Origin of the sequence: Sphingobacterium sp. GVS05A (genome assembly GCF_019969845.1) — a bacterium.
GTDB lineage: Bacteria > Bacteroidota > Bacteroidia > Sphingobacteriales > Sphingobacteriaceae > Sphingobacterium.
On sequence record NZ_JAHXYR010000010.1, the window covers coordinates 42,879 to 60,712 of the forward strand.

Annotated in this window: 12 protein-coding genes and 1 tRNA gene; 9 read left to right on the forward strand and 4 right to left on the reverse strand. The window is 37.8% G+C overall.

Going from position 1 to position 17,834, the window contains the following annotated elements; genetic code table 11:
* Positions 1-81: 81 nt before the first annotated feature.
* Complete coding sequence (locus LC454_RS22150) at positions 82-2,262, reverse strand: S41 family peptidase (RefSeq protein WP_223584633.1); 2,181 nt, start codon at positions 2,260-2,262, stop codon at positions 82-84.
* A 208-nt stretch (positions 2,263-2,470) separates the two neighbouring features.
* Between LC454_RS22150 and LC454_RS22155 the strand changes: the two genes are divergently transcribed.
* The 3 genes from LC454_RS22155 (at position 2,471) to LC454_RS22165 (ending at position 4,704) form a co-directional block, all read left to right on the forward strand.
* Positions 2,471-3,073 carry an SMI1/KNR4 family protein gene (locus LC454_RS22155; RefSeq protein WP_223584634.1) on the forward strand — a complete coding sequence of 201 codons (603 nt, stop codon included), beginning with the start codon at positions 2,471-2,473 and terminating at the stop codon, positions 3,071-3,073.
* Between the two features lie 280 nt (positions 3,074-3,353).
* A complete protein-coding gene (locus LC454_RS22160; protein WP_223584635.1) occupies positions 3,354-4,139 on the forward strand; it encodes an esterase/lipase family protein in 786 nt (261 codons plus the stop codon).
* Positions 4,140-4,281: 142 nt separating this feature from the next.
* The gene (locus LC454_RS22165; protein WP_223584636.1) at positions 4,282-4,704 is read left to right on the forward strand and encodes a hypothetical protein; all 423 of its coding nucleotides are present in this window, start codon (positions 4,282-4,284) and stop codon (positions 4,702-4,704) included.
* Positions 4,705-4,816: 112 nt separating this feature from the next.
* Here LC454_RS22165 and LC454_RS22170 read toward each other — a convergent pair whose 3' ends face one another.
* Together LC454_RS22170 and LC454_RS22175 are read right to left on the reverse strand one after the other, a co-directional pair.
* The gene (locus LC454_RS22170) at positions 4,817-6,151 is read right to left on the reverse strand and encodes an SWIM zinc finger family protein (RefSeq protein ID WP_223584637.1); all 1,335 of its coding nucleotides are present in this window, start codon (positions 6,149-6,151) and stop codon (positions 4,817-4,819) included.
* Between the two features lie 12 nt (positions 6,152-6,163).
* Positions 6,164-9,274, reverse strand: coding sequence for a DUF6493 family protein (locus LC454_RS22175; protein WP_223584638.1), 3,111 nt, complete (start codon positions 9,272-9,274; stop codon positions 6,164-6,166).
* Positions 9,275-9,502: 228 nt separating this feature from the next.
* Between LC454_RS22175 and LC454_RS22180 the strand changes: the two genes are divergently transcribed.
* The 3 genes from LC454_RS22180 (at position 9,503) to LC454_RS22190 (ending at position 11,649) form a co-directional block, all read left to right on the forward strand.
* On the forward strand, positions 9,503-10,381 hold the full coding sequence (locus LC454_RS22180) for a hypothetical protein (RefSeq protein ID WP_223584639.1): 879 nt from the start codon (positions 9,503-9,505) through the stop codon (positions 10,379-10,381).
* Between the two features lie 413 nt (positions 10,382-10,794).
* On the forward strand, positions 10,795-11,298 hold the full coding sequence (locus LC454_RS22185; RefSeq protein WP_262903137.1) for a ribonuclease E inhibitor RraB: 504 nt from the start codon (positions 10,795-10,797) through the stop codon (positions 11,296-11,298).
* Between the two features lie 72 nt (positions 11,299-11,370).
* Complete coding sequence (locus LC454_RS22190) at positions 11,371-11,649, forward strand: DUF695 domain-containing protein (RefSeq protein ID WP_223584640.1); 279 nt, start codon at positions 11,371-11,373, stop codon at positions 11,647-11,649.
* A 494-nt stretch (positions 11,650-12,143) separates the two neighbouring features.
* On the opposite strand, the gene LC454_RS22195 is transcribed toward LC454_RS22190, so the two are convergent.
* Positions 12,144-14,354, reverse strand: coding sequence for a TlpA family protein disulfide reductase (locus tag LC454_RS22195; RefSeq protein WP_223584641.1), 2,211 nt, complete (start codon positions 14,352-14,354; stop codon positions 12,144-12,146).
* Positions 14,355-15,018: 664 nt separating this feature from the next.
* On the opposite strand from LC454_RS22195, the gene LC454_RS22200 reads away from it, so the two are divergent.
* The 3 genes from LC454_RS22200 (at position 15,019) to LC454_RS22210 (ending at position 17,747) form a co-directional block, all read left to right on the forward strand.
* Positions 15,019-16,536 carry a TROVE domain-containing protein gene (locus LC454_RS22200; protein WP_223584642.1) on the forward strand — a complete coding sequence of 506 codons (1,518 nt, stop codon included), beginning with the start codon at positions 15,019-15,021 and terminating at the stop codon, positions 16,534-16,536.
* 103 nt (positions 16,537-16,639) lie between these two features.
* Positions 16,640-16,769, forward strand: a tRNA-OTHER gene (locus LC454_RS22205).
* A gap of 309 nt (positions 16,770-17,078) precedes the next feature.
* Entirely contained in the window at positions 17,079-17,747 is a 669-nt protein-coding gene (locus LC454_RS22210) for a hypothetical protein (protein ID WP_223584643.1), read from the forward strand.
* Positions 17,748-17,834: the final 87 nt, after the last annotated feature.

Sequence of the window (17,834 nt, forward strand, 5' to 3'; positions counted from 1 at the left end):
TATTTATTTTAAAATACATCACGTTATGGTATCCGATTTTAAGTCCTCACACCTTCACAACCATCGATCATAAGACCAAACTCATTTATTTAAATAATCCAATGCTTTTTCCATCACCTCATCCCTACCTTCACGAATCCCCTTTATACTCGGTTTGACAATCTCATCAATTTTAATACCGACACGTTGGGTTTCACGCTGATCTGGATAATATACACCCAATCCCGAAAGCATTGTCCTTTGATTGCCCGGTAAATCAATATAACTGACATTGCCATCTGCACCGGCTGTCTGTGATCCGAAAACCTTGACATTAGCAGCTGCCTGATAAGCCATCACATGATATTCCGCAGAACTTTGGGTATCTTCATTGACCAGAATAGCCACTTCACCCTGATAACAATCATTGGCATTCTCCCCAACTTGTAATGGGCTGCTCATGACAAATGTTCCGGGATATTTTAGACTGGTGCTGGTAAAACGAACGAAATCAGTAGGCTTGGTCAACAACAAGGGACCAAGCTTGAATACTAAAAAATCACCGGGGTAATTGCGGTCATCAATCACAATACCTTTTACCTTGCTCCAGTCTGCCATATTTTCTGTGATCATCTTACCACGCAGTAAACTGTGATTGATATACAAAATATTATTGTCCAGCATCTTAAAAGGTACCGTATCTCTTGTAGCAGGTTTAATTTGGCTAGAAGGTAGCGCAGCAATATCTACTTTAATCGACTGACCATCACGCAGTAACTCACAGGGCACAATCTCGCTATTGCTTGTCACAAGCTTTCGCGCCAGATCACGGTTGGCCACAGCTTCATTCGGTGTACTCATATAAGCCCAAAGCGAATCTCTAATCTCTTCAATCTTTTTATGTTCCTTACTGATGAGCACATCCCCTATGCTAAGTTTATCTCCTGATTTCTCACTATCGAAAACTTTAGTTACCACAGCTTTTCCTTCTATCATTCGGATCTCTACCGGCATACGGTACTTGCCATAATAATTTATCAGCCCTTTAGGCATGCTCCAGAGTCCGGTATGTGCATCTTTAACCTGGGATACCATCTTAAGAAGTGAAAGACCATAAGAACGATCATCCCGACTAAGGATCATTTCGGGCACAGCGGTCTTTAAAACAGCATCCCATTTCGGATCCGTCAGATGTTTATAGGGGGAAAAATATTCGATCATATTCCAAAAGCGAAAGAGCGCCAATAAACGAAACCCCGCATCTGCAGAAAATACATTTTCATATTTTTTTTCATTCTTGAAAAGAACATTGCCAGCACCTCCAGCAAAACCAAAATAATGGTGTTGATCAAAATTACTGTAGCGAATACGTCTTAATTTATTCTTGATATCATTGTTAAAAGAAAGACCATCAATCCAGCTGTAATCTACTTCATGAACCACATTTTCAAGCTGTGGCTTGGCATAATTAGCCGTAGTACCGAGACTATCTAACAGGGTTGCATAATGTGACTCGACAGATTTATTATCTTTTGCCATAATAACAGTATTCATAGACTTAAATAACTGTTGATCCCAATCGTACTTGCCTTGTGCTACAGCGGGATGTCTATATTTCAGGAAACCCCATATTCTCCCCAAATCCACTAAGCGTTGATCAATCTCGGGCGTAGTATTAAAATCAGAGATCCCCGAACTTGCGGGTTCACTGATCCCTTTCGCAAATGGCACAAACATTCCTACTTCTTTGGTAATATCCTTACCATCTACAGCAATGAGCACATCATCAACCCACATCTTACCTTCTCCAGAAAGAAAAAATGCAATGGATATTCCTTCTGTCTGGTTTGGCACCAATTTAGTTTTCAGCTTAATATTTTCCCAGTTTTTTGTCCCATTCATTTGGCAGTCTGCCATATTGTCGAAAAAGACTTTGGGATCGATCCGTAACATCATCGACACATAGGACCCCGCGACGATATTCTCACGCTTGATCATCGCAGACACTTCAATGGAATCGCCCTTTAAATTTGATGGTAACCACATCATAATCCCTCCGAAAGCGCTGTTCTTCTTTATACTTTCAATCCGAAGCGCTCCTTTTGCACTATAATACGTATCGTGATCTATACCACTCTTAAAAGCCGTCGTATCACCAATCTTGAACCAGGGATTTGTAATCGGTTGATCAAATGAAAAGTTAAAATTTTGTTGACTAAACACAGGAGTAGCTATCGTTGTTAGAAAAACAACAAGGAAAATAAATAGGCGATTAGATTTCATAATGAAAATTTTCATTAAATTAACCATTAAATGAATTATTAACAAAACATTTTTAACTTTTCGCAACAATCTTTTTCTAGTTCTTCTCCGAGATTTTAAAATTTTAGGTTCGTTATAAAAAAGCAGACAGAAAAGGAAAATACACTACAATTTACTTTTTTATTCTATCATAAAGTTTGGCTAACTTCACCGACAAGAAGAAAAGCAAATGAAAATAGTAGACAATTATTTATCTGGTTTAAAGAAAGCATACTATAGTAATGGTGGTAAAGAAACCTGGAATCATTTTGAGCAGATTAAACATGGTGCAAGCAAAACAGACATGGAGCAGCTCAAGGAGATATTTCCAGATGTCCCTCAGCCACTCGTAGACCTGCTTGAGTATGTAGATGGGACTTACTGGAGAACCTACGCCAACGAAGAAATTGCGTTCTACTTTCTAGGATCTGACGTCAATGAATATCCCTATTATCTGCTTTCTTCCAAAGAGATGATCGAAAATCAATCTATTGCACATACCTATTATGCTGACTATATCGATCGGAAATATGACCACGTGGAAATTGATAGCAAGATTACTGATAAATCAGCTAACTTAAAATGGCTTCATTTTTCAGACTGTATGAACAATGGTGGCACTTCTCAATTATTTGTGGATTTCAGTCCTTCAGAAAAAGGTAAAAGAGGGCAAATAGTACGTTTTGTGCATGACCCTGATGAGTTTCGTGTCATAGCGGATAGTTTCGATGAGTATCTTCAGCTACTGATCAATACTGGTTTTAATTTTATTGATGAAGAAGATATGTATTAGCACCAAAATAAAAAAAAAATAGAAAATAAAAATGTACTCATCGGCAGATTGAAAGAATTGGCCGATTTTCCGAAGATCGGTTATATTATTGATGAAAAATGGGTATGGAAATAGGGTTAAAACATGACTAAATTATGTGGCACATATTCTCTTCAAGGACTAAGAAAAAACATATTTCAACTCCTTGCTAAAAATCCAAGTGATTTTTTCCTTGTTTATAAAGGTGATAAAGCTGATTTGCAAAATCTATTGGATGGATGAAAATTTGTAAAAAAAGCCAATGACTGCCTTTAAATTAAGATATCCCATCATATTGATCCATGGTACAGCTGCAGGAGATAGTAGTTTGTTTTGGGGCAGGATTCCCAAAACCTTCAAAAAAAACAATATCTCATTTTTTTATGGCAAGACCGATGGATGGGGCACCGTCGCTAACAATGCGCAGATGCTGAAAAGAAATCTGTTAGATCTTGCAGAAAAAACAGGTGCCACTAAATTTAATCTCATCGCGCATTCTAAAGGTGGGATAGACGCGCGCCATTTTATTTCAACGCTAAACGGACATCAAATGGTGGCCTCCTTAAGCACAATATCCACGCCACACTTAGGAACACCAATAGCAGATTATCTAATGGAAAAGCATTTATCCGGGGATTCTGTCACAAAAAAACTGATTCAACATATTTCTTTCTTATTTGGTGGTCAATCTCCCGCCCCAGTCGAACTAATCCAAGATCTCAGTGTAAAAGAAATGCGTATTTTCAACCAGCTCAACCCAAATATGGACAATGTATTTTATCAGAGCTTTGCTTCGACAATGAATAAGCCACAGGATGATTTGTTATATGCATTGAGTTTTAAATACCTGACGCGACTGATAGGTAAAAATGATGGGATGGTCCCATTGAAAAGCGCAGTTTGGGGTGCCAACTTTAAGTATATACACGCTTTCCCGGGCATTTCGCATGCTGGTATTACCGATGTCACCCGTAAAAATATTGGGAATGTACATATACCGCAAATCTACTTAGACATTATTAGTGGATTAGGAGTTTTAGGATTATAACGATTAACAAATGTATATACTATACGCTCTAATTTTTTTGATATGGTTTTGCATCCCAGGCCTATTCATCTATTTAATATATTGGATCCTAAAAAAGTCTGGCCGTAAAAAATTGGGAACTATCGTCTCGATTGTTTTAATCTTGTCTTTTCTTATATTCACACTATACTTGCTATTTGATGATCTATTATTCTCTAAATCTGATGCAAGAAAATTACTCAGCGAATACCATATCACGCTAAACGATGATTTTAAAATTATTTCCAATCAAAGTGGCGGCTTAAGAGATTACACACATCATTTTAAACTATCAATCACCGAAAAAGACAAACAATCTTTTATTGATCAACGAAGCTGGAGTGACAAAATGGATGAAAGAATAGAAGTTCATACCACTGCGGTAGACAGATATGAAGGTGACACGCTAAGGGCTAATTATCACGACAATGATTCCTATATTTATTCCATGTACCGTCCCAATGGCAAAGGCATCGCTCCGACATTTATAACTATCCGTGTATCAAAGAGTAAAAACACATTGACATACGAGGAGATCTTAGACTAGTTCAACACAGAACCGATCAAATCTCCTATCGCTTTGCTTTTAAATATTTGACCACTATAATATTTTGTTACTTCATACTTCACAGCAAGCAACGTATGAAGCAACAAACAGGTTAACCATTCAACATCTTGACGGCTAGTATATGTTTACATAGCCCTCTTTTTCCCTGATGATTGGTAAACCAATTGCAGGTACATTGATGCTTGTCGCCTCGTATAATGACGGTATGTTGCACCCCTGATCCATCAACTCTAGCTTCGATATAATCCGTTGTATTCTTAACAAATTGTACACCTGCTGTCGCAACAAGTTTTTTAGCATTTTTTAGCCTCGGGTTCAATGCCAAGATACGTTCCATCTTAAACGGCAATCGTCTATAATAGTGCTGATGGCTATGTAGATCATAGCCCAGCAACCCGATGGAAGATAATGATGCTGATAAGGTGTCCATCGTGTCAAAGTCGACATCGTGCTCAATTGAAAGCATTGTTGGATCAAATAACTCGTTGGATTTGAGTAGTCCGTTGACGGCATGAATCCATTCATCCGGAACGGCCTTAATCATATTTTCCAATACATTACCTTCGCCCGAAAATCCGCGATAACTATCTGGTGACAAGGCAAGAGTCAGTCTCATTTTACCAAAGTCAGCAACAAAAGCCGCACTTTCACCTCCTTTTTCCTGATAAACAAGCAACTTATCTGCGTAGGTCAGCAATCCCTCCAATAAACGTAATCGCTGTATACCACCAATACGTACCGCATCACCTGTACTTATAGGGGAAAACACAAATCGGTTAGCTCTTTTCGTCAAATAGAATTCTCCTTTCACATTCCCTTTTGGAATACCCTGAAATAATTGGATAAGCTGAATTTTATTTAATTCAAACTGTAGCTCCATTCCCGCCAAATATAACTGAACCGAAGTCAGCCCTTTGATCCAACGCGGGGGCAAAGTCACTTTCTTTTCAGTCACTTTGGCCTTATCAGTACTAATGGCAACCTCATTGCTTCCTACTCCCAACACCATCTTTTCGGTTTTCTTGACAGCGTTTAACGCATTGAGCATAGGTTCATTAAAATCCACATTGGTTGTACCACTCGTAATAAACTCACCATCAATAGCATCTTCCAATAAATCTAGGCGTGCATAAACACCATTGCAGGAAGAGAAGCCCTCAAAACGAATCTGATTGGTACCAGCTGAAACGATAGGATCCCGCAAACTCGGAGGTACGGGGCCGAAACTCGACCGCACTACTTTCGACAAGGTCAACAAACATTTGGATGTCAGTAAAGGATCCGTCAAACTCCCCCAAAAGAAACAAGGTACATTGGCGACTTCTGCCAATTCCGACTGATGTGCCAATACCAATTGCTGTATGCCCGATTGCTGGGTCAGTTGTGAATTTCTTGCATAGCTAATCGCTAAATCTTGCTCTGCCATATTATTATTTTCTTATTTTCTTATTTTTTTCAAAATAGGTTGTAAACTCTTATATATTTCCAGTTTCCCAAAAATCTGCTGAAGATCATCTGGAAAATGATATTGCTCCTTGTTCATCAAATCGTAATAATATTCGATGATTTTCTTAAAATTGGTCGGCATTTTTTCAGCAATGTTATAATGCGCAAAAGCCACATCCAATAGCTGCAATAAGGCATTGTTATGCTTCGAAGATATATCGCGGCATTGTTCCAGCACTTCAACACAACGACCGATCGGGCCATAACCATTGCTCAGCAGCATTCCCAATTGTTCACCTAATACAGTAGTGTCTAATCTATTTTCATTAACTGCAGCCAGAATGACTTCAACAGCCATCGCACGCACCTCTTTCTCTTTATTGAAGAGTGAAGTTGCCAGGTATAGATTGGACTGCTGATCAAAACGGAAAAAGTCGTACAGCATCTCCTGTAGGTAAGCAGCAGAAGATTTTCCCCCAATATCACTTTTACTATTCAGCCCCATCGTTAAAAACATGGAAAGACTTTCCGTATTCTGCGGCATCAAACTATGCATATAGGGGACATCCGCCCTGTACAAATAATAAGACAGTAAAGTATCGTTCCCACGGTTAAAAATATCTTTGTGATACAAAAAGGCCTCAGCTCCCTGTTTGTAAGACGGGAAATGATAGGTCAGCTTATCACCGTTATACACCTGTTCCGATTTTCTAGTTGTATAGTTATAACCGTTATAATAGGTTGGTTCTATTTTCAATGCCGGACGGAATGGCTGTGCCGCAAAAGGAATATCCGCTAAAGGCTCCTTAGCAAATTCTTCAAAATGGGTATCCCGATGATGCGTGCGCGCCACTGTAGCCCATACACCAATCCAATTGACCGGATCGGAATCTTTGGAAGACAATAAATTTTTAAGCCAAGATTGCTGCTGAACCTTCATCGGTTCCAGCCCCAGGGCATAGCTGATCACATCCTGTACCTGCTGTTCCTTTATTTGTTTTATCAGGGCTTCAATTCTTTCTAAATCTTCACGGACAGTACGGCTCAGGGCTATGGACAAATCCAATAAATTGATCTTCACTCCTGCTTCCTGATAAGCCAAAATACGCTCAACGAGAACGCTCGGTGCAATCCAAAATGGCTTATGTGTCGGCAAACTCAATAAAGGCAGACGAATGCCATTTATGCGATAGTGTTGCAACAGCTCCAGTTGGCTTCCCATCAGACTTACCCATTTAGAATAATTATGATACCGATCCTTATCTTTATATACGACATTGGGTTTATAATACATATTAATGAAGGTCCCTGAGAAATGATTGTACCAGGAAGATTCACGATAGGCTCCTGTCAGTTGTTTAATATAAGGTTCCAGCTGTATCTGATAGTCTTCTGGAAAAACAGCCGTTTGTTGCACCCATGCATTCATTAAGATCTCCACCTGAATGGGGTCAGAACCACCGATTACCTCCCCCACCTTGAAAAATAATTCGTTCCAGGTCTGTGGGTATTCATAAGCTTCGTTCAGGCAACGAACTTCTGTTGGCTGATAACTATATTGCGCTAAAGATTGACCATTCAGTTCTGCTAGGATTTCATCTTCAGAATATCCATCTTCTTGTAAAAGATGCTTCAGGTCAACAGCCACTGTACCCATCATTTGGGCTTTATATAACTGAAGCTTACCGGATAGTTCTTCTGAAGGCTCCGTCTGATTTTTTAAGATGAACTTCGCCGCCCTTTCCTGTAACTGCAAATCCGAGATCATAAAGATATCCGACGCTAGCGAAACAAATCGCTCCCGCCATTCCGGTTTTTGTTTCAATAGCTTATCAAATTGAATCAAAAGAGTTTTAAGACTTGTCTTAATATCAGTCCGCATAAAGATCGGTTCGGCCCAATCTAAAAATTCCCGGAACTGGAAATCACGATGCGAGAAGAATGGTTTTAGATAATCGACCACAAAATTGATCACAGCGCTATGTTCAGCATGCAATAAGGGAAAGAACTGTTGCTGATGTTCAATCACTGTATTCTCGGAAAGCTTCATCCGTTCAATAAGCTTTCTGAAATAGCTTTTTAGATTATTATTCCAATTTTTGGTTTGAGCTTCAAGCGCTCCAGTGATGATGAGTTCCGGATCAATTTTTCCGTTTTCCAACAAGGTATCAAACACCTTATCCCATAACAGTTCATTGACCGTATTCTGATAATTATAATTCCAATACGTGCTGTGAATGCCCGTTTCATAAGCAAATACCAAAGGGATATCCCGTTGGACCGTCAATTCATCTGTCGTCAGAAGCTCAAAAAAACTTTTTGATTCATAATTATTAAAACTAGAAATTGAACTTGCATAAAGCTCTGGTTCAAAATCAACATGTCCCATTTGCTCCAAAAAACGGAGATTGTCGTATTTAATCTGCTGCCACTCATTTTTACGAACTAACTGTAATAAATATACGCCCAGCCATTTGGGCTTGGCATAGGCAAGGATCTGTATCACCTCCTTACTCCGGGCCTGGTTCAAAAGTTCATAAAAAATATCCCAATTACCGGCATCCGAGCCCGAAAATGTGGCGAGCGCTAGTAATTTTACTGTACGCTGTTGCTCCTTCGTGCCTCGTGTCCCCCAGTTGTACTGTGCCTTATTTTTAAATTCAGGGTCTTTGGAGAGATCACTGTAATCAACCCAATATCGCTTGGCTGCACGAATTTCTTTTTTTAAAATTTCAAGGTTGCCACTGGAATATTCCTCCAGAAAAGGGATGATATCTACCATCCTCGCCTCTTTGATAAGCAACTTCAGTGCTGCTATCGCCTCTTCTTTTCGCTGGCTGGCAGCCGTTGGCGGTCGAACAGCTGATCCTTTTTCCTTGCTATCAGCATCTACTGTACCATCTCCAGAATAGCCTTTTTTAGTCTTCTCCGCAATTAGTTTTTCGGCATCCTTTAGACAGGCTTCCTCCGAATCGAAGGTTTTACTTTTACTTTGTCCCGCCGTTCCATTTCGACCATAGGTAACCGTATGTGTCGCACCAGCTGTTTGTATTTCCCAAAATTTATCTGATGTCCCGTCTATGTATTTTAAATGCTTAAACATTTTTTCTTAACGTATTATAAATTCTTTTCTCTGATGCTTAAATATAGGAAATTTAAACACATAAACAGCCCTTATTTTTCACTTATGAGATAATAATCCCCTTTTACAGACGGGAAAATACACTTTTGAAAGAGCCTGAGATTTTATCTACCAGGATTAAATGAGTTAACATCATTCACATTATTTTCTTATCAAAAAAGCGTATATTAAACATCAAATCACAGTCATATGATACGTATATATATCCTATTTAGTTTTGCCCTGTTGCTTTCCAGCATTACCGTAAAAGGTGAATTTTCATCAGATAAAAACCGTTTTAGACAAGGATCAGACACACTATCGAGTAATGTAAAAAATTACATTGCCAAGCTGGCAATCTTAGAAGGTTTAGATAAAAGCTCTATTCAGATTGAAGTAGATCCCTGGGGAGAAGTTACCGTTTCTGATAAATGGCGTAAAAGCGTAAAATATAGCAAAAGCTACGGCGGTGATTATACAGCAAAAGATAAATATGGTGCAAAAACAATAATAAAAGAGGATTTTTTGGGAAATATTATAGTAAAAGATGAGGATGGAAATGAGACCACAGTCCGGAAAAACAACAATGGTGATTTCGATGTTCCTAATCTGGAGAGAAGTCCTTCTACAATCGTTAAAAACATACATGGCAACTTAGAGATGTATGACAATAAAGGCAATGTAACGACTATATCCAAAAATATTTTCGGTGGTTTAGAAATACGTGACAACAATGGAAACAGCAGTACAATATCCAAAAATGTTCTAGGCGATCTGGAAATCTCTGACAATAAAGGAAACCGTACCTTTGTATCAAAGGATGTGCTTGGTAACCTTAGTATACAAAGTAGCAATGGTAAACGTACATCGGTAACGACAGATGTCCTAGGGAACAAAGCAATTGATGATAATAGAGGAAATCGTATTTCTGTAAGAAAAGATATATTTGGAAATTACGAGGCAAGTGACAATCATGGTAACAATGCTTCAATTAAAAAGGATATTTTTGGAAAAATAGTCGTTGACGACCCGAAAGGAATTTTGGAAACTGTAAAACTTCAGTTAGTTGAAGAGCTAATGAAGAAATAATTTTTTTCCCCACGACCTTTTAGTATACTGATTTTGGCATTCAGATATGGACAGAAAATTTCTACAAAACCAATATAACGGTCAACTAAGAATTATCAGGAAGATCATTAAGTCCTGGAATTTAATCCCTGGCGCACCATTGGATGAATTTAATGCATTGGCACATAAATTACTAAAACATTTATCAGAAGGGTCCCATATAATAAAAATCAGAGAGATTATTACGAGCGGGCTGGTGTCGAGATATGGCTTTTTCAACCATGAGATAGATACGGAATCATTTACCAATGAAATTATGGATTGGTAAATGATTAGATTCTTATTGTTAATAAGTTGATTTTGTATATTTATGTCTTAACTTGAATTCAATAGTATTTAACTTCTGACAATACCTACAATATCCAAACTGGAAAATGAAAAATTTATTTATCTGGACGTGTGTATTCGTTTTTTTCGCTTGCAATAACTCGCAATCTCAATCCTACAAAATACCGTTAGAAGAGATCGAAGAAATGTTTTCCAAGATGGAAGCTAATGGAGTTTATACAGATAGAACATTGCTTTGGGGATATTTTTTCACTGCAGATAAAAAAGATCATTTTTATCAGATCACCAAAGAGCTCAAAAATCAGAATTTTGAACTTGTTGAAATTTTTCAGGCCGACGACAAAAGCTATTGGTTGCATCTAGAAAGAAAAGAAATCCACAATCCGAAGAGTTTATTTGAACTTGACAAAGTACTCTATAATGTAGCGAAAAAATATGAAGTCACTTATGATGGCTTTGATGTTGGAAATATAAACAAAGGCCAGCCAATACCACGAGATACATACGTAGTACCGGAAGAATTTAAGACTACCGATTACCCAAACGACAATTTCCCTTACTTATTGGTTGGTAATACTGCATTTGATTGATTTCTTCATAAGCCCGAATTTTGCTACTTTGCAAAAATAACAACAGCTTGTGTCAGCAAAGACACAGCGACAATGCTACCAACAAATGAAGAACTGAATGAGTTAGATCAATTTGAACACACTATTGAAAATTACCTGAAAGAAAGTAATATCCAGTGTTATTATGTTTTCAGAGATACACACAAAGGAATCAGAAATTTTTATATTGTAACAAATGACAAAACAGGTACTACAACCGTCCTCAATAATATAAAGAATTCAAAAAAATTAAGAGAATTTGATTTTGCTATAACAACAGACAAAAACTGGGACTTATATCATGATTTTAGAAAGAAAATCCGCGATAAATAACATTCTTGAACAATGAATCTATTCAAATAAATAAATGACAGACCACAATATAATTGACATCGTTGTTGCGGAACTCACAAAATATCCTTCAGTAAAATTCCAAAAGGGAAAGAACGACGAACTTAAATTTATCGTAATGACGAATATGGCTTTGACATTATACTACAAACAGATGTAAGGGAAAATACGCTTCATTTTGGCTCATTTCATCGGCATTATGAAAATACCGAAGAAGAAATCGATGAAATGCTCAGTCAGCTGATTTTTGCTTTAGTAGGATTGGTCAGAATTCAAGAGTTTTCCAAAAATGGTATAGCCTATAAATGGACACTTCAGATCAAAGATTCAGATGGGAACTGGCACGACAACGGAACGATGCAAACAATAAATCTAAAATTTTGGACCACTCCAGATATTAGTTATCTACAAAATTCAATACTACCCGAAAGTATAGTTAAATAATAATGACTACTTTTTCATCGTACTGATGTACATCAGAAAGTGGCGACTTCTTCTAACAGCGGCTGCCAGTCAAAACCGAATGGCATAGTGATCAGCTTCCCTCCCGGTGTTAAAATGTATTTGCTTGGATAACCCCTGACTTGAAAGCTTTTTTCCACCCGACCGTCTGACATCAGCACTGGTATAATGTAATTGTTCTTAGCAAGAAAGTTTTTCACTTTGTCTACAGCATCATTACATGCAATACTCATAAAACCAATCTTGTCTCCTCTTGATTTATCAGTCTTCAAGTGCTCATAAAAACTATTGAGTTTAGGCATCTCTGCGACACAGGGGCCGCACCAAGTTCCCCAAAAGTCAACCAATGTCCATTTACCTTTCAGGTCAGCCTTTGCAATTTTGCTGTTCTCCAGATTCGCCAAAGCAAAATCTGGTGCCTCGGGTAATTGTGGAATGACCTTCTGAATGAAAAACTCACTGAATTTCTGTTCTGGATAATAATGCTGGTAAAAATCACGTAACCCCTTATAGCTTGTTCCCTGCACGGTCAAAAACTCATCGATATATTTTTGTAAAGCGACATCTTTCTTACCGCTCGCGGCCAATTCTGTAAGATAATCTTCTGAATAGCTTTTCTTAGATTTTAAAAATATAATATCGTAAGATGAGTTGTACGCAGTCTCCGCCTGATTTTTTGGTGAGTACAGAGCCGCTTTCTCCAAATAGTTCAGGGCGTCTTCCTTATTGCTTTTACTGGTCATTTGGTAGGCCAAATAGTTCGCTGTAGCAAGATGTGCGCGGGTTATATTTCGATGCTCGGTCTTATCGGCATTATAAAGCACTGTTAATCTTGAAATAATATCCTTTAGCAATTGTTGGGTATAGTCCGGATCTACAGAAACCAAACGCTGATAGGCCAGTAGCGCATATCTCCCAACGTTTCCATTGTTCCAATACGCATCGTTAAGGTTCATTAACTCTTCAAGCAATTTTTTAGCTTGTGACAGATTATCTGCCTGTTGTATAATCCGTTGCCCCAAAATCATCGGATAGGTATATTGCTTCTCAATTTCGAAAAAATGATTTATTAATAAATCGGCTTGTTCATCAGAAGACAATACTCCTGTGGCAGCTGGACGCCCCAGCTGTTGATATAAAACATTCTGAATCCAATTATATCGTTTTTCGTTGTCTAATAACGGTATTACGGTTATAAATTTATCCCTTGATATAGCACCATTGTAGAGAAAGTTTGAAAGATGATGTGTACCCGAAAGCAAGTTGATTGGCACATCGTTCAAACTCAGATCATATAATTTATAGTTTTTAATCCGCTGAAGTAGATCTAACTTTCGCTGTACGAATGTCCTATCATTTGTAAAAATAGCCTCATTTTTAGTGATGTATTTCATGACCTTCACACTATCAATTGTTTCGTCTGTATAAAGTGCCTTACTAACAAAACTGCCTGACAGCAACATCTCCGCATAGGCTTGATCGTAAGTACTGGATACATTCGTATCCAAAAGTTGCATAATAGTGGTCGTGATAAATGAACGATCATCTTGGATATGCTCACTTCTTCGTGAAAGCATAATAGGCTGAAGTGTCTTCTTATCAACGACAAGCTCTCCATCCGAAAGACCTGATGTATCCCTAAAAGTTAGATACAAATTTTTCTTATCGTCTTTAATTAATTGATAACGTTCGCTTTTGACGAGTATAGGCCCGGATTGGAGTCTCTTTATGAGATCATTGTCTAGGTACTGGTAATTTAGCTTGTTACAAAGAAACCCTGCTCCTACCGTAACATTGTTCCTTACCATTTCTGCGGCGTCATCTGATAATTGCCAGTTCCTGGCCTTTGACAGGATCTCTTTTCTAAGTGAAGAAGTGTCGACAGCGGTCTCTTGATGTTGTAAATTGAATCGAATAGGCTGTTGTAAGTTCATCAAAATATCAACGAGTTTACTCGAAGATAAAATATTCTGATTACTGTCAGGATGAAAACTAGAAAAGACAAAAGAAAAATAAGGATCCTTGTATTCTATAGCTTTAATCGTTATTTCTGAGGGGAAGTATTTTTTTGAAGCTGATTTGTTAGCCGACAATGTAAAATAGGTTGATTTGGACTGTATAAGCTTCCCTTCGGACTTGGATTCCTCGATTATCTTATAATTAACATTCTTTTGGCCGAAACACACTGAATGCAGCAAAAGAAATACGAATAATATTCTTCTCATCAACAAATAGTTTTACATGGTTATCTCTAAAATTAATAAAAATTCTATATCGATACAAGATATGCTCCAATTAAAAATATATAAAACAAATGATGACTCCATTGTTCTTCAGTCCTTTATAATCTTCTCCTCATTTAAAAGACTCGAACTTTGGACAGAATCAATTGATATTCTTCCAGAAGAAAAGTAATTAGTCCATTGATCTTGATCCCATAAAAACTCGATTTTAAACCACTATGCTGATTGCATTTAAAGAATTATATTACAGATGGAATATCTTGCCAGCGAATTGGTAACGCTTCAGGGAGCAGAAGCGCAAGCTTATTACTTTGAGCTGATCAACGAATAATCTATAATCCGGAAACTTCTGAAATGCCGCTCGCTCAAACCAAGCCCTTCTACGTTTTTTTATAACGTAGCTTACCCTTGACGCGAGGGAGATAAAACAGATTGAAGCAATACTACGCAATAAATCTGCGCATTAATTTATCCAAAGCCATTTTCTTTTCGAAATAAAAAAAATAACAATCTAATAATCAGATAAATAAATATTAATCACACATTAACCTCTTATTGCGCAAATATAACGCGTAGGTCAGCTTGCAATTTTGTAATGTCAGTTCAGAATAGTCTGGCACAAATGTTTAACGATAATGCAATGATTATGAAATTCAACTTCCTCAACACTAAAAAACAGCTGGTCACGAATCATGAAAAAGCAAAGGCTTATCTCATGACGCCAGAACTGGAATTGTATACTACGGTAGTCACAACTGCATTGAATGACTCATTTTATGAAACCGGCAACAGTAGATTAAATCGAATCAAGGAACTGGTCATGACATGCGAATCGACATTTGTCGCCAAACTTGCCATCTATGCACGTACAGTGATGAACTTAAGGTCCATTCCGATAGTACTAGCTGTCGAATTGGCGAAGAAAGCCTCTGGCGAGTCGATCGTTAGTAAGGCAGTGAGCCGGGTAGTATTGCGTGCTGACGAGATAACTGAACTTCTGGCCTATTACCAGATTGCAAATAACAGAAATGGAGCGAAGAAGTTAAGTAGGCTTTCTAAGCAAATCCAAAAAGGTCTTGGAGCCTCTTTTAACAGATTTGATGAATACCAGTTTGCAAAATATAACAGAGAAGCTGAAATTAAGTTAAAAGATGCGCTTTTTCTTGTACACCCTAGTCCTAAGAACGATCAACAGCAGGTTATTTTTGACAGGATCGCAGCGGATAATCTTTCGACCGCTTATACTTGGGAAACGGAACTTTCTAAATTGGGTCAGGAAAATTTTGATAACGCCCTGGCCAAATCTGATGCTTTCACCAGAAAATGGGAAGAGTTGATCGAAAGTAAAAAAATGGGTTATATGGCTTTGCTCAGAAATCTTCGTAATATACTGGAGGCTAACATATCAGCACAACATGTCTTGATAGTCTGCAATTATCTATCGAATGAGCAAGCAGTACTCAACTCTAAACAACTTCCGTTCAGGTTTCTTTCAGCTTATAGAGAGTTGAAAGTGCTAAAATCGGGTTTAACGTCAACTGTATTAACAGCATTGGAAGATGCCACATTATGTAGTGCCAGAAATATAAAAGGCTTCGGTTTTGAGACTTCGGTTGTGATTGCCTGTGATGTTTCAGGATCTATGCAAAAGCCTATTTCGGCAAAAAGCACGGTTTTACTGTATGATGTAGGCCTAATGTTAGCAATGCTATTGCAATCACAGTGTAAAAATGTAACAACAGGGATATTCGGTGATACATACAAGATAATCAATATGCCTAAACATCAGGTGCTGACGAATGTAATGGAATATTACAAACGAGAAGGTGAAGTGGGCTATTCAACAAATGGATACCTGGTCGTGGACGATCTAATCCGTAGAAAGAAGATCGTGGATAAGGTCATGATATTTACTGATTGTCAATTATGGGATAGTAATTATAATGGTAATTCTTTGGAGAAGTCATGGAATAATTACAAAAGTTTAGCTCCAAAGGCGAAACTCTATCTATTCGATCTGGGGGGATATGGAAAACAGCCCATAGATGTGAAGCAAAATGATGTTTACCTGTTAGCGGGCTGGTCGGATAAAGTGTTTGATATACTTTCTGGCATGGACAATGCCCTATCCGCTGTCGAACATATCCATCAAGTTGAAATATAAGATCATCCCGCAGTATAAAATAAGCAAGTGTCGTAGAAGAGAGTTACTTCGCATTTGGGTTGCCCGTGTCACAGGTTCGAGTCCTGTCTCTATAGATATATAGAGTAGCTCAGTTGGTTAGAGCAGGAAAAACAGTCTCTTTTCGTTAGTTACCTTGCTTTATGATAAAATTGGATAAGTGCCGTAGAAAAGAGTTACTTCGGTCCAATGGCAGGTTCAAATCCTGCTTCCGATCAGTTCTAGATAGACGATATCGAAAACGTCGGAAAAAACTCTTTTCGTCAGTTGTCTTTCTGATTCTAAACAGAATGCCGTAAACGATAGTTACTTCGTCACCGTTAAGGGGAGGAATAATGAAGTTGTAAAATCAACAAGATTATCCGGTTCGAATCCGGCAATGACTAGCCCCCACTATTGTTGCTTTTTGCTTCTGTTTTTTAAACTAGAAATTTGTCAAGTACAATGTATTCTCTTACATTGTACTTTTTGATGGCAAGTCCTCCCAAAAACTGGATATATGAGATTCACCATAAATGAAGTTAATGGACAAAATAGATTTTATACCACTAATTGAACTTCCTACCTTAAAGGGAGCCCAAAGCAATATAGTGCCTAGGGGAACCTCCTTTACAAATACGAAAGAATGGGATCTATATCAAGAAAATGAATTAAAGAAAAACTATATTGATATCCCCCGTCCAATCGCAACAGGAATTTACCAATATAGACTTTTTGACATTAAGGTCGAGGATCTAAGAACTATAATCAAATTACATATTGGAGACATGCCCATAAAAGACTCTTGCTCACTATTTGGCGGGTACGCAATTTCTATTAATGGACAGGTCGAATTGTATCCTCAATGCTGTGGCCTCTTAGAAGAAATCCAACAATGGAAAAAAATACTAAATGAAAATTTCGAAGATTTTTCCCTATTGGAGTGCCACCCTTCACCCCTAATCACCAAAAATCAAGAAAGGATTACCATTTTCTGCGACGATAAAGACGAACCTTTCTTTCCATATTTTTCAAAAAATAAAATCGAACTTGATTATCAAACCACAAAAAATGCCCTCATCACCTTGCTAAGTCAACTGCATTCTTTCTCCGAAAAATTGGACAATCTAGCGGCAGAATTTAAGGTAGATAATATTGCTGACATCTTGATTTGGGGACAGAATGAAAAGGAGCAATCTCTCGAAGAAACTTAATACCAATAGACTAAAAGATAAGCTGGAGAATCCGAGCTTCGCTGAAAGGAAAAAATTAGCCATAAGATTTGAGAACAAAAAAGGAAG

Bases quoted from the DNA above. Each gene is read 5' to 3' on its own strand.
- LC454_RS22195 (WP_223584641.1), bottom strand. From the start codon at position 14,354: ATGAGAAGAATATTATTCGTATTTCTTTTGCTGCATTCAGTGTGTTTC.
- LC454_RS22150 (WP_223584633.1), bottom strand. From the start codon at position 2,262: ATGAAATCTAATCGCCTATTTATTTTCCTTGTTGTTTTTCTAACAACG.
- LC454_RS22170 (WP_223584637.1), bottom strand. From the start codon at position 6,151: ATGGCAGAGCAAGATTTAGCGATTAGCTATGCAAGAAATTCACAACTG.
- LC454_RS22160 (WP_223584635.1), top strand. From the start codon at position 3,354: ATGACTGCCTTTAAATTAAGATATCCCATCATATTGATCCATGGTACA.
- LC454_RS22180 (WP_223584639.1), top strand. From the start codon at position 9,503: ATGATACGTATATATATCCTATTTAGTTTTGCCCTGTTGCTTTCCAGC.
- LC454_RS22210 (WP_223584643.1), top strand. From the start codon at position 17,079: ATGGACAAAATAGATTTTATACCACTAATTGAACTTCCTACCTTAAAG.
- LC454_RS22200 (WP_223584642.1), top strand. From the start codon at position 15,019: ATGAAATTCAACTTCCTCAACACTAAAAAACAGCTGGTCACGAATCAT.
- LC454_RS22155 (WP_223584634.1), top strand. From the start codon at position 2,471: ATGAAAATAGTAGACAATTATTTATCTGGTTTAAAGAAAGCATACTAT.
- LC454_RS22185 (WP_262903137.1), top strand. From the start codon at position 10,795: ATGAAAAATTTATTTATCTGGACGTGTGTATTCGTTTTTTTCGCTTGC.
- LC454_RS22190 (WP_223584640.1), top strand. From the start codon at position 11,371: ATGCTACCAACAAATGAAGAACTGAATGAGTTAGATCAATTTGAACAC.
- LC454_RS22175 (WP_223584638.1), bottom strand. From the start codon at position 9,274: ATGTTTAAGCATTTAAAATACATAGACGGGACATCAGATAAATTTTGG.